Below are 12,233 nucleotides of genomic sequence, written 5' to 3' on the forward strand. Positions count from 1 at the left end.
GGACGCCGGCGCCGGGTGGTTCGTCCTCGCTGTCTTCGTGATGGTCCTCGGCCTCGGCGTGGTCCTGACCTGGCTCGGCATCCGCTTCGCTTTCACGGTGCCGACCATCGCGCTCGAGGGTCGACCGGTCTTCGCCGCCGCCGCGCAGTCGTGGCGGCTCACCCGCGGTGCGTTCTGGCGGACCTTCGGCGTCCTGCTGCTCGTACAGGTGGTGTTCGGCGTCGCGGCGTCGATCGCCACGGCACCGCTCACCATCGGGGCCGTGCTCGTCGGCGGGGTGTTCGACCCGCTCGGGCTGACCGACGCGTCCTCGGGCATCGGTGCCGGCGCCCTCGTCCTGATCGTCATCGGCAGCCTGCTCGCGATCGCGGTGCAGTGCGTCACCGACGTGCTGAGTGCGGCGGTCGTCACCTTCCTGACCATCGACCGGCGGATCCGGACCGAGGCCCTCGACCAGCGCATCGCGTCGCACCTCGACACCGGGCAGCCGGCCGACCCGTTCGCACCGTCCGCGCCGGTCGCCCGTCCGCCGTGGCCGCAGCAGCCGTGGGCGGGGCAGCAGCAGTGGCCCGGCCAGCCGGGGGCCAGCAGCAGTGGCCCGGCCAGCAGCAGCAGTGGCCCGGGCAGCAGCAGGGGCCTGGGCAGCAGCAGGGGCCTGGGCAGCAGCAGGGGCCTGGGCAGCAGCAGGGGCAGCACCGCCCGCCGGACGGGACCGCATGACCGCGGTCGACCCCGACGAGGCCCGCCGTCTGCTCGAACGCGAACTCGACCGGCCCACGTACGACGGCGCGCACGTGACGTGGTGGGACCGTGCGTCACGGACGTTCCTGGACTGGCTCGGGTCGCTCCGCGCCGACGGACTCGACTCCCCGTCGCGGCCCGCACGGCCCTGGTGATCGCGATCGTGGTGCTCGTCGCCGTCGTCGTGCTCGTCGTCGTGGCGCGCGGGCTCCCCGACGTCGTGCACGCAGCGATGCGGACGACACCGGCGGGGTGTTCGACGACGACGACCTCCGGTCCGCCCGCGAACTGCTCGACGCCGCACAGTCCGCGATCCGCCGGGGCGACTGGTCGGCCACGGTCCTCGACGGCTTCCGTGCGACCGCCCGCGGCCTCGGCGAGCGCGACCTGGTCCCCGACGTCCCCGGGGCGACCGCACGCACCATCGCCGCCCGCGCAGCCGCGCCCTTCCCCGCCGAGGCCGCGGCGCTCGACGACGCCGCGACGGCCTTCGACGCCGTCCGCTACCTCGGGCTCGACGCCGACGAGGCCACTGCTCGCCGGGTCCTCGACACCGAGCGTGCCGTTCGCCAGGCCCGTCCGGCCAGGTCCACGGGGCCGGTGGTGCCAGCATGAGCACCGCCACGGACGTGCCGCGCACGGCCGCACCCCGACCGGAGCAGCGCGAGAGCCGACGGTTCCGGTTCGGCTTCTGGATCGCCATCGTGCTCGTCGGGATCGTGCTCGCGGTGCTCACGGCCGTGGTGCAGGGTGCCCAGCCGCCGGAGCGACGCCCCTCGACCCGACCTCGACCACCGCGAGCGGGTCGGCCGCGCTGGTCCGGGTCCTGGAGCAGCACGGCACCTCCGTCCGGGTGACCGACCGTGCCGACGGGATCGACGGTGGCACGGTGTTCGTCGACGACTCCGACGGCGTCCTCGACCCAAGCGTCGGCGAGCGCATCGCCCGGACCGCCGAGCACGTGGTCCTGGTGGGCGTCGACTCGACCCCGTTCGCGTCGTTCGGCCTCGACGTCACCACGGCCACCGCTCCCGAGGGCGGCGACACCGTGTCCACCGCGTCCTGCGCGATCCCGGCCGCGGCGTCGGCTGCGCGCGTGTCCACCGACGGGTACGGCTACACGGTCGACGACCCCGACGCGGACCGCTGCGCGCCGTCCGGCAGCGGCGACGACCGAGCCTGGGGCCTCGTCCGCACGGCGACCACCGGCGGTGACGTCACCCTCGTCGGCACCACCTCGGCCTTCCGCAACGACACGATCACGACCGCCGGGAACGCCGCACTCGCCCTCGGCCTGCTCGGCTCGGACGACCGCCTCACGTGGTACACGCCGACCGTCGGCGCCCCCGACGCCGTCCCGACACTCGGCGAGCCTCGCACCGCCGTGGGTGCCGAGCGGCCTCGCGCTGCTCGCCCTGGTGGCCGTCGCCGCCGCGGTGTGGCGGGGCCGACGTCTCGGGCCGCTCGTCGTCGAGCGGATGCCCGTGGTGGTCCGCGCCGCCGAGACCACCGAGGGCCGGGCCCGGATGTACGCCCGCACCCACGACCGCACCCATGCCCTGGACACCCTCCGCGTCGCCGCGGTCCGTCGGATCGGCCGGCTGCTCGGACTCCCCGGTCCGCGCACGTCGACGACGTCGTCCGCGCAGCGGCCCGGGCCACCGGCATCCCGCACGACCGCGTCGGCGCCGTCCTCGTCGGCGGTCCGACCCCCGACGACCGCGCCCTCGTCGACGGCACGAGGGCGCTCGACGACCTCGAACGGGCCGTCCGACGATCCACGTCGGGCGACCGTCCCAGCACCGACCGAGACCGACCAGGAGCACGACCGTGACCGACCTGCCAGTTGCCCCCGACCCGCACGACCCCACACCGGCCGACCGCGCCCCGCACGACCGGAACGAGCACGACCCCGGGCTCCGCGACGCCTTCGGGCGGGTCCGGGCCGAGGTCGCCAAGGCCGTCGTCGGACAGGAGGGCGCGGTGTCCGGCATGATCGTCGGACTCCTGGCGCAGGGGCACGTGCTGCTCGAGGGGTGCCCGGCGTCGCCAAGACCCTGCTCGTCCGCAGCCTGGCCGCCGCGATGTCCCTCGACACGAAGCGGATCCAGTTCACGCCGGACCTGATGCCCGGCGACGTGACGGGTTCGCTCGTGTACGACGCCTCCACCGGCACGTTCCCGTTCCGCGAGGGCCCCGTCTTCACCAACGTGCTGCTCGCCGACGAGGTGAACCGCACACCCCCGAAGACCCAGTCCGCCCTGCTCGAGGCGATGGAGGAACGCCAGGTCAGCGTGGACGGCGACGCGCGGCTCCTGCCCGACCCGTTCTTCGTCGCCGCGACCATGAACCCGATCGAGTTCGAGGGCACCTACACGCTCCCCGAGGCGCAGCTCGACCGCTTCCTGATGAAGCTGACGCTCGACATCCCGCCGCGCGACGTCGAGTGGCAGGTCCTCCGCCGGCACGCCGACGGCTTCGTCCCGCGGGACGTCCGGTCAGCGGGCATCACCCCTGTGGTCGGCGTCGACGAGGTCCTCGCCGCGCAGCGCGCCGTCCGGGCCGTCGGTGCCCGTGACGACGTGCTGGCGTACATCGTCGACCTCGCCCGCGCCACCCGTCAGGCACCGTCCGTCCGGGTCGGGGTCAGCCCGCGCGGTGCGACGGCTCTGCTCGCCGCTGCGAAGGCCTGGGCGTGGCTCACCGGCTACGACGCCATCACGCCGGACCACGTGCAGGCGATGGCCCTGCCGGTCTGGCGCCACCGGCTCCGGGTGGCCGCCGACGCCGAGCTCGAGGGCGTCGGCGCCGACGGGGTGCTCCAGCAGGTGCTCGAGCAGGTGCGGGTGCCGATCTAGTGGCGGTCTCCGGCCGGTTCGTCGCGCTGCTCGCCGTCGCCATCGTGCCCACCGTGCTGCTCGCCAACGGGTGGGCCGGCCTGGCGTGGGTCGTGGTCGTGCTGCTCGCCGCGGCCATCGACGTGCTGCTCGCCGCCGACCTGGCACGCGTGCGGGTCGAGCGGCGGATGCCGCGACTGGCCCGTCGGGACAGCACCGCCGACGGCACGCTCGTGCTCGCGAACGACGGCGGGCGGGTGCTCCGGAGCATCGTCCGCGACATGTGGGAGCCCTCCGCCGGACACCGGCCGCGCCGGGTCCGGATGACGGTGCCCGCGGGCGAACGCCGGACCGCCCGCATGCGGTTCACCCCGTTCCGCCGCGGTCGACGCCGCACGGCCGGCGTCGCGGTCCGGGCGTTCGGTCCGCTCGGTCTCGCGGCCCGGCAACGGGTCGTCACGGCGCCGGGCGAACTCGTCGTCACCCCGCCGTTCCGCTCGCGACGGCACCTGCCGTCACGGCTGGCCCGGTTGCGCGAACTCGACGGTGAGACCACCCTGCAGCTCCGCGGCCACGGCACGGAGTTCGACTCGCTGCGCGACTACGTGCGGGGCGACGACGTCCGCTCGATCGACTGGCGAGCGACCGCCCGACGACAGGACCTCGTGGTCCGCACCTGGCGCCCGGAGCGCGACCGGCGGGTCGTGGTCGTCGTCGACGCCGGGCGTGCCGGCGCCGGACGGGTGGCCGACGAACCCCGCCTCGACACCTTCATCGAGTCCGCACTGCTCCTCGGCGCCCTCGCCGCGGCCGCCGGCGACCGGGTCGACCTGGCGGTCCTCGACGACACCGTCCACGACCGTGTGCACGGGGCGACCCGCACCGACGTGGTCCAGCGCTTCGGCGAGGCCCTCGCGATGGCGGAACCCGGACTCGCCGCGACCGACTGGTCCGCCGTGCCGGCGCTCGTCGACTCGATCACGACCTCACGGGCGCTCGTCGTGCTGGCGTCGAGTCTCGACTCGGTCGGTGCCTCCGGCGACCTGCTGGCGGTGCTGCCCCGGCTCACCCGGCGGCACGCCGTGGTGGTCACGAGCATCGAGGACCCGGCGGTGCAGCGGACCGCACGCGGCGGGGTGGACCCGGCCACGACGATCCGCACGGCGCGGGGCGGACGCGTGCCGGGCCTCCCCACCGGCGCGGAGCGCGACGTGTACCGGCGGGCCGCCGCCGAACGCACCCTGCTCGATGCCGACGGCGTCGCCGACGTCGCACGCCGGAGCGGCGCCGAGGTCGTCCGTGGCGCACCGGAGGACGTCCCACCGCTCGTGGCCGACGCCTACCTGCGCGCGAAGGCGACCGGCCGGCTCTGAAGCCGGGCGGACGCTACCCGGCGACCAGGGCGGACGTGCCGCGCTCGAACTCGTCGAGGTCGCCGCGCTCTCCGGCCCGGTGCGCACGACCGCCGAGCACCCACTGGTACGCCAGGACCGCGGCGAGCGCGATCGTCCCGATGCCGATCTTGACCGGCCACGGCCAGTCCTGACGGGTGACGATGCCCTCGACCAGGCCGGACAGCAGCAGCGTCAGCGTCAGGCCGACCGCGATCGTGATGAGGGCTCGGCCGTCCTCGGCGAGGGCCTGCGCGCGGGTCCGGTGCGGCCCCGGAGCGACCCACGACCAGAAGATCATCAGGCCCGCCCCGCCGGCGAGGAAGACCGAGTACAGCTCGAGCTGGCCGTGCGGGGCGATGTAGAGGAAGAAGTCGGCCAGGCGACCCTGCGAGTGCATGATCGCCGCGGAGACACCGAGCCCGACGGCGTTCTGCATGATCGAGAACGGCACGAAGACACCCGTGATGCCGAACGCGACCATGGTGGCCGCGATGAAGGCGTTGTTCGTCCACACCTGCGCCGTGAACGCGCCGAGGCCGTGGTCGGAGTAGTAGTCGACGAAGTCCTGCGTGGCGTACTGGCGCAGCGCCTCCGGCGTGCCGAAGGTCGCCGTCGCCCCCGGGGTCGTCGTGATCCAGACGGCCACGATCGCGCCGATCGCGACGGTGGCCAGCGCCACCCAGATCGTCACCCAGCGGATCCGGTACAGCGCCGCGGGCAGCTGTCGGGTGAAGAACAGGGCGACCGCGGTGAGCGGGTCGACCGGGGTGCCGGTGAAGCGCAGGCGGGCGCGGTACAGGGTGAGCGACAGTCGGTCGCCGGTCGCGGTGCGAGGTGCGGCGCCGCGGATGCGGGCGAGGTCCGTCGCGGCGGCCTGGTAGCCCGAGACGAGCTGGTCGACGTCGGCACCGGTGGTGTGCCGGGCGCGCGCGAGGCGGTCGAGCTCCTGCCACCGGTCGCGGTGCACCTCGGCGTAGGCGTCCAGGTCCACGTGTCCCCCTCGTGTCGGCCGACTTCCGACAGAATGATCCCATGTCGAAGCCCCGCACGCCGCGCGACCTCGCCGACGCTCGGTTCTCGCTCGCCCTGGACGAGACCGCCGACGAGCTCGTGGTCGGCGAGGCGGTCGCGCTCGACGTGCAGCCGGCCGGACTCGTCCTGCGGTTGGCGTCGGCGCTCCTCGACGGGGTGTGCCTGCTCGTCCTGTACCTGCTGCTGGTGTTCGGGGTGTCCCGGCTGTGGCCGAGCGGCCTCGACGAGGCGTGGGGCGCCGCGCTGGGCATCGCCCTGTTCGTCGCCGTGCTCGTGCTCGTGCCGGCCGCCGTCGAGACCGTGACCCGGGGCCGCAGCGTCGGCCGGTACGCCGTCGGCACGCGGGTCGTCCGGGTCGACGGCGGTGCGATCGGCTTCCGGCATGCCTTCACCCGCGCGCTCGTCGGGCTGTTCGAGCTGTGGACGACGTTCGGGTCGGTGGCGCTGCTCGTGGCGTTGTTCGGCAGTCGTCCGCGGCGCCTCGGGGACCTGCTCGCCGGCACCGTCGTGCAGCACGAGCGGCTGCCGAAGCAGCGCGACCCCCAGGTCGTGCTGCCACCCGAGCTGACGGCCTGGGCCACGGTCGCGGACGTCTCGGCGCTGCCGCAGCGACTCGAGAACCGGCTCGGCGCGTTCTTCCGCGGGGCTGCCGTGATGCGCCCCGAGCTCCGGGAGTCCGCCGCCCGCGCGCTGGCCGCGGACGTCGCGCCCTTCGCCCACCCGGTGCCGCCGGTGCCCGCCGAGGTGTTCCTCGCCGGGGTCGTCGTGCTGCGCCGTGGGCGGGACGTGCAGGCGCTGCGCTCCCGCGTCGGGCTGCTCACCGCGGCGGGGGCGTCGGCGTCGGCGCGGCCGCCGGGCTTCCCGCGCTAGCGCGGCGCCCGGCGCGCCTCGGCTCAGTACCGGTAGTGCTCCGGCTTGAAGGGGCCCTCGACCGGCACGCCGATGTACGCCGCCTGCTCCGGGCGCAGCGTCGTCAACTCCACCCCGAGGGCGCCGAGGTGCAGGCGAGCGACCTTCTCGTCCAGGTGCTTCGGCAGCACGTAGACCCCGGTCGGGTACTCGTCGCGACGGGTGTGCAGCTCGATCTGCGCCAGCACCTGGTTCGTGAACGAGTTGCTCATCACGAACGACGGGTGCCCGGTCGCGTTGCCGAGGTTCATCAGCCGCCCCTCGGACAGCACCAGGATCGAGCGGCCGGTCGGCAGGCGCCACTCGTGCACCTGCGGCTTGATCTCGACCTTCTCCACACCGGGCAGCGACTCGAGGCCGGCCATGTCGATCTCGTTGTCGAAGTGGCCGACGTTGGCGACGATCGCCAGGTGCTTCAGCCCGAGCATCTCGTCGACGCCCACGACGCCGAGGTTGCCCGTGCACGTGATGACCATGTCGACGGTCTCGATGACGTCGGCCAGACGGGCCACCTGGTAGCCGTCCATCGCGGCCTGCAGTGCGCAGATCGGGTCGACCTCGCTGACGATGACACGGGCGCCCTGGCCACGCAGGGCCTCCGCCGCACCCTTGCCGACGTCGCCGTACCCGACCACGAACGCGACCTTGCCGCCCATCAGGACGTCGGTCGCACGGTTCAGGCCGTCGGGCAGGGAGTGGCGGATGCCGTACTTGTTGTCGAACTTCGACTTCGTCACGGAGTCGTTCACGTTGATCGCGGGGAACCGCAGCTGTCCGTTCCGCGACAGCTCGTACAGGCGGTGTACGCCCGTGGTGGTCTCCTCGGTGACGCCCGCGATGTCCGCGGCGATGCGGGTCCAGCGGTCGGACGACGTCTCGAGCGACGCCGCGACGGTGTCGAGCACGATCTCCCACTCGGCACTCGCGTCGGCGCCGGCGTCCGGTGCAACACCAGCGGCTTCAGCGTCGGCTCCGGTGTGCACGAGCATGGTGGCGTCACCGCCGTCGTCCAGGATCAGGTTCGGACCGGCCCAGTCGGCTCCGACGGCAGCGGCTTCGGCGGTCCAGTCGAAGATGCGGCTGGTGCACCACCAGTACTCCTCGAGCGTCTCGCCCTTCCACGCGAACACGGGGACACCGGCAGGCTCGTCCGGCGTGCCGGTCGGGCCGACCGCGATCGCCGCGGCGGCCTCGTCCTGCGTGGAGAAGATGTTGCAGCTCGCCCACCGCACCTGCGCACCGAGGGCGACGAGCGTCTCGATCAGGACGGCCGTCTGCACCGTCATGTGCAGCGACCCGGCGATGCGCGCTCCGGCCAGCGGCTGCGACGCCGCGAACTCCTCGCGCAGGGCCATCAGGCCCGGCATCTCGTTCTCGGCGAGGCGGATCTGGTGGCGGCCCGCCTCGGCGAGCGAGAGGTCGGCGACGCGGTACGGTGCTGCGGTCTGGGCTTCGGTGGGCATGCCATCAGTCTTCCATGCCGGGAGGCACGGGTCCCCAGGCGACGTCGGTCACGTTCCACGGGCCTCCCGTGCACCGCCGCTGGTGCGTCGCGCAGGCGAGCCGTCAGTCGGTCTCGCGCTGCAGCGGCTCGCGCCGCACCACCTGCCAGCCGCGCGGGACGCGCAGGCCGGCGGCGTGCCGGGCGCAGAGGTCGTAGCCGTGCGGTTCGACCCGCGTGGAGAGCGGCCCGACGACGACCATGGAGTCTCCGTAGTCGTAGGTCAGGGTCGCCGAAGCGCTCGCGGCGCACGCGACCTTGCTGCAGATCCTCACGTCCATGTCGACACGGAGCCTAGCGGAGCGCCCGGGAGCACCCGGTGCGCGCGTACGATGTGGGGATGCGTCGCAAGCCCCGCCTCGTCACTCCCGTCGACCGCGGTCGAGGCCGGTCCCGGCACGGACGCGGCGGGCGGTCGAGCGTGACCGGTCCGGAACTCGCGCCGATCACGACCCGCGCCGAGGCCTTCGACCGCATCGTCGGCGACAGCGCCCACTACCTGATCGGGCTGTGGCCCGACGAACTGGCGGGCGTGGTGTTCCAGGTGGCCGACATGCCGACCGATGCCACCCTGCCCGACGCGATGCCCCGGTGGCGGATCGACCGCGACACCCGCAGGGTCACCGTGTTCCGGATCCCCGTCGAGCGGGTGAACCGCAGCCTTGAGAAGGACGACGCGGACCGGCGGATCATCATCGAGACGGCCGTGTTCCGGGCCGTCGGCGAGCTGATCGGCAAGGACCCGTGGGACCTGGCGCCGGACCGCTACCGCCACTGGTGACGCCGCGGCACCCGGGGGCGCCGCACCGTCCTCGGCGTCAGGGGTAGACCCGCACCGGCGTGGACACCTGGGTCGAGGGCCGCACCGGGAACCCCGCGATGCCGTCGTCCCCGAGGTAGGTCACACCGGCGACGACACCGTCCGTCCCGGAGAGCGACAACTGCTTCGCGGTCTGCACCGGGACGGTCGCCGTGGCGCCGGACAGCAGCTCGACCGTGCGCTTCTCGTCCCCGGAGCGGATCGTGACCGTCCGGTCCTCCTGCGTGGGGTTGACGAGGTTCAGGCGGACGCCCTCCCCGGCGCCACGGCCGTGATCACCCGGTCGCCGAGGGGCTCGGCCGAGGCGAACCAGCCGAGGTCGCTGCCGTCGTCCGCCGTCGGGGTGGTCGTCCGGGCACCGGCGACGACGGGCTGCGTCGAGGTGACGGTGAACGAGTACCGGCCGTCCGGGAAGTCGTCGAGCGCGACGTCGGTCACGACCCCGGGCTCGGCGGTGGCGTTGACGGTGGTACCGCCGCCGTCCGCCGTGGAGATGCCGAGGGTGACCCGAGCCGACTGCGTGCCGGGGACGAACAGCCGGACGACGGGAGCGGCGTCCGCGGTGTCGTCCCCGCGCTGTGCCTCCTGCGCACCGGCGAGCACGACGCCGGGGATGACCTGCGACCGCGACGGCGCGGCGCCGCCGGAGACGATGTCGTAGCCGCCGGGGGTCAGCGTGCGGACGACGGTCTCCTGCATGTGGGCCACGATCTGCCCGCCGGAGGACGACACGTGCACGACGGTCGATCCCTGGTCGGACACGAAGCCGGACAGCGGGACGACCTTCTGGGTGTTCGGGGCGACGACGATGCCCGTCGTGCCGGGGGCGCTGACAGTGCCGGCGCCGTCGTAGATCGCCAGGTCGACCGTGGCGTTCACGTCCGTCGGGTTCGACAGGGTGACGAGGCTGGTGCGCCCGGTCTCCGTCGAGCCGCCGACGAGCCAGGTCGACTGCGACGGGTCGTCGCACGACGCCGCGCCCGCTCCCACCAGGTCGCCGCTGGACACGCTCTGGTAGCTGCTGCCCGCGACCTGGGGCGTGCTGTCGCCCGCGGGGGCGGTCAGCAGGCGCGGGTCACTGCCGCCGGTCGACGACGGGTCGAGCGCGGACCGTTCGACGGTCGACCCGGTCGTCGCCGTGGACACGGTCGCCGACCCGACGGTGCTCGCCTGGGTGGCGTCGTTGCCGGAGTCGTCGGACAACCGCAGGGCGCTGCCGGCGCAGACGCGCTCGGCGTCGGCGGGCACCGGGGTGACGGTCCGGCCGGCCGGGCGACCTGGCTCGGCTGCGGTGCCGTAGGCGTGCGCAGCCGTGACGGCGCCGGCAGCGACGACGACGGCGATCGCGGTCGCGGTGCCGCGGACGACCCAGCGCCGGACGGAGCGGGTGGTGGTGCTCATTCGTCGCGCTCCTCGTCGAAGGTGGTCGCGGGTTCCTCGGCCTCGATGACGTTCGAGGTGGCCCGGCGGCGGCGCGGGGCCGTCGGCACGGCGAGCAGCGCCGCCGCCCCGAACACCACGCCGAGCACGACCAGGTAGAGGACGTGCGTGGCACGGGCGGCGGCCGAACCGGTGCTGGTCCGGTCGACGTCGCCCTCGTAGTGGAACAGCTGACCGTTCGTGGTCTCACCGATGCTCGTGAAGAGCGCGTTCTGCCCGATCGCGCCCGCGGCCCGGTCGTGCACCGTCTGCGCCTCGGGGTCGTCGCCGGCGTCGTCGAGCAGGACGAAGCTGATGCCGAGGTCCTGCAGCGCCGGCCGTGGGTCGTAGCCGCTGCGGCTCGCCAGGTTGCCGGCGAGCGTCGTGAGCCGGGCGCCGGACTCGCTCAACCGCAGGGCGGTGGCGTCGAGGGTCGACTGGTCGTCGAGGGTGGCGCCCTGTCCGCGTTCGAGCGCGACCGCGAGCGACCCGTCGTCCTGCGGCACCACCACGAGCGTGCCGACGTCGGGGTTGGCCTGCGCCTCGGCGTTCACGTACGCGCTGAGCACCCGGCCGGTGGTCGGCTGGATGGCGGCGTTGCCGAGGTAGAACGCTGCGAAGGCGGGGGCCACCGCCACACCGGCGAGCACCGTCGCGACGAGCCCCGTGACCGGCGCGGCCTTGGGCAGCACGTCGATCCCGATGCAGGCAGCGACGACGATCGCGAGCCAGTACACCGACAGCCCGCTGCCCGGCCACACGATGGTGGTGGTCGAGCCGACGCCGGTGACGGTCACGTGGGTGGCGGCGAACGCGGTCCCGAACCCGAGCAGCGCGACGACGAGCGCCGAGCCCGCGACGGCCCAACGGTGTCCGAGCATCGCGCCGATCGCAGCGGCGGCGATCGGGACGGCCAGGACGGCCATCACGATCGGGAGCCACGTGCCGACGGCGGCGAGCCCGGAGGTCGCGGGCAGCCACCCGCTCCAGTCGGGCAGCGGCTGGCCGATCGCCAGTTGCAGCGCGGACGGAGCTCGGGTGGCCGAGGGGACGCCGGGGTCGGCGAAGACGGCGAGGACGTTGCCGCGGGCCACCTGGGCGAGGACGAGCGGCAGGAAGAGCACCGCGGTCGGCACCGGGATGAAGACCCGACGGTGTGCACGGCGCCACCCGACGACGAGCGCGACGAGCCACCCGACCAGCAGGACGGGCAGCAGCGACGGTGCCGAGGCCGCCGCGACCGCGAACAGCAGCGAGGCGCCGGAGGCCCACGCCCACGAGCGGTGCGCCTCGAGCACGGCCACGAACAGCCACGGCAGCACCAGGTGCGCGATGACCGCGCCGAGGTGCCCCGTCGTGACCGCGCCGACGAGCGAGGGCGCGATGGCGTAGAGCGCGGCGCCGATCACCGGCACCCACGTGCGGGTTGTCACCTTGCGGACCGCGAACCAGGCGCCGAGGGCGGAGACCGGGAACGCGACGAGCATCACGAGCACGACGGACGTCGAGGGCGACCAGAACACGATCGAACCGAGGACCGCCAGCACGGCGGCGAACGGGTCGGACGGACCGGTGAACCC

The 12,233-nt window shown here is 74.1% G+C and carries 10 protein-coding genes and 3 pseudogenes; 7 read left to right on the forward strand and 6 right to left on the reverse strand.

Translation table 11 applies throughout. The features are described from left to right. Window positions 1–40 precede the first annotated feature (40 nt). The 5 genes and pseudogenes from JN350_RS21095 to JN350_RS14905 form a co-directional block, all read left to right on the forward strand. Window positions 41–370 (forward strand): annotated as a pseudogene (locus JN350_RS21095) (glycerophosphoryl diester phosphodiesterase membrane domain-containing protein); the annotation flags it as partial. Window positions 371–993: 623 nt separating this feature from the next. After that, entirely contained in the window at window positions 994–1,356 is a 363-nt protein-coding gene (locus JN350_RS21100; RefSeq protein ID WP_461964466.1) for a DUF4129 domain-containing protein, read from the forward strand. A gap of 181 nt (window positions 1,357–1,537) precedes the next feature. Then, window positions 1,538–2,575 (forward strand): annotated as a pseudogene (locus tag JN350_RS21105) (DUF4350 domain-containing protein); the annotation flags it as partial. Further along, window positions 2,572–3,599, forward strand: a pseudogene (locus JN350_RS14900) (AAA family ATPase). The pseudogenes JN350_RS21105 and JN350_RS14900, both read left to right, overlap by 4 nt. Further along, the gene (locus tag JN350_RS14905) at window positions 3,599–4,951 is read left to right on the forward strand and encodes a DUF58 domain-containing protein (RefSeq protein WP_205462671.1); all 1,353 of its coding nucleotides are present in this window, start codon (window positions 3,599–3,601) and stop codon (window positions 4,949–4,951) included. The pseudogene JN350_RS14900 and the gene JN350_RS14905 overlap by 1 nt, the downstream one beginning before the upstream one ends. 13 nt (window positions 4,952–4,964) lie before the next feature. On the opposite strand, the gene JN350_RS14910 is transcribed toward JN350_RS14905, so the two are convergent. Beyond that, complete coding sequence (locus tag JN350_RS14910) at window positions 4,965–5,963, reverse strand: stage II sporulation protein M (RefSeq protein ID WP_205462672.1); 999 nt, start codon at window positions 5,961–5,963, stop codon at window positions 4,965–4,967. Window positions 5,964–6,004: 41 nt separating this feature from the next. Here JN350_RS14910 and JN350_RS14915 point away from each other — a divergent pair, with 41 nt between their 5' ends. Continuing rightward, window positions 6,005–6,874: an RDD family protein gene (locus JN350_RS14915; RefSeq protein ID WP_205462673.1), complete on the forward strand. Its 870-nt coding sequence runs from the start codon at window positions 6,005–6,007 to the stop codon at window positions 6,872–6,874. Between the two features lie 23 nt (window positions 6,875–6,897). Here the strand turns inward: JN350_RS14915 and ahcY are convergent, their stop codons facing one another. After that, complete coding sequence (gene ahcY, locus JN350_RS14920) at window positions 6,898–8,376, reverse strand: adenosylhomocysteinase (protein ID WP_205462674.1); 1,479 nt, start codon at window positions 8,374–8,376, stop codon at window positions 6,898–6,900. Window positions 8,377–8,479: 103 nt separating this feature from the next. After that, the gene (locus JN350_RS14925) at window positions 8,480–8,695 is read right to left on the reverse strand and encodes a DUF3499 family protein (RefSeq protein WP_111085977.1); all 216 of its coding nucleotides are present in this window, start codon (window positions 8,693–8,695) and stop codon (window positions 8,480–8,482) included. Between the two features lie 59 nt (window positions 8,696–8,754). On the opposite strand from JN350_RS14925, the gene JN350_RS14930 reads away from it, so the two are divergent. Then, window positions 8,755–9,195 carry a metallopeptidase family protein gene (locus tag JN350_RS14930; RefSeq protein WP_205462675.1) on the forward strand — a complete coding sequence of 147 codons (441 nt, stop codon included), beginning with the start codon at window positions 8,755–8,757 and terminating at the stop codon, window positions 9,193–9,195. A 37-nt stretch (window positions 9,196–9,232) separates the two neighbouring features. On the opposite strand, the gene JN350_RS14935 is transcribed toward JN350_RS14930, so the two are convergent. The 3 genes from JN350_RS14935 to JN350_RS14945 all read right to left on the reverse strand — a co-directional run bounded on the left by JN350_RS14935 (window position 9,233) and on the right by JN350_RS14945 (window position 12,200). Then, complete coding sequence (locus JN350_RS14935; protein ID WP_205462676.1) at window positions 9,233–9,373, reverse strand: hypothetical protein; 141 nt, start codon at window positions 9,371–9,373, stop codon at window positions 9,233–9,235. A 101-nt stretch (window positions 9,374–9,474) separates the two neighbouring features. After that, entirely contained in the window at window positions 9,475–10,635 is a 1,161-nt protein-coding gene (locus JN350_RS14940; RefSeq protein ID WP_205462677.1) for a DUF5719 family protein, read from the reverse strand. Next, a complete protein-coding gene (locus JN350_RS14945) occupies window positions 10,632–12,200 on the reverse strand; it encodes a hypothetical protein (protein WP_205462678.1) in 1,569 nt (522 codons plus the stop codon). Before JN350_RS14945 ends, JN350_RS14940 begins: the two co-directional genes overlap by 4 nt. Between the last annotated feature and the right edge of the window lie 33 nt (window positions 12,201–12,233).

Origin of the sequence: Curtobacterium sp. 24E2 (assembly GCF_016925595.1) — a bacterium.
In the GTDB taxonomy this organism is placed as follows: Bacteria; Actinomycetota; Actinomycetes; order Actinomycetales; family Microbacteriaceae; genus Curtobacterium.

What these genes read in the sequence shown, in the direction of transcription:
- JN350_RS14925 (WP_111085977.1), bottom strand. Translation starts at nt 8,695, where the DNA reads ATGGACGTGAGGATCTGCAGCAAGGTCGCGTGCGCCGCGAGCGCTTCG.
- JN350_RS14915 (WP_205462673.1), top strand. Translation starts at nt 6,005, where the DNA reads ATGTCGAAGCCCCGCACGCCGCGCGACCTCGCCGACGCTCGGTTCTCG.
- ahcY (WP_205462674.1), bottom strand. Translation starts at nt 8,376, where the DNA reads ATGCCCACCGAAGCCCAGACCGCAGCACCGTACCGCGTCGCCGACCTC.
- JN350_RS14930 (WP_205462675.1), top strand. Translation starts at nt 8,755, where the DNA reads ATGCGTCGCAAGCCCCGCCTCGTCACTCCCGTCGACCGCGGTCGAGGC.
- JN350_RS14940 (WP_205462677.1), bottom strand. Translation starts at nt 10,635, where the DNA reads ATGAGCACCACCACCCGCTCCGTCCGGCGCTGGGTCGTCCGCGGCACC.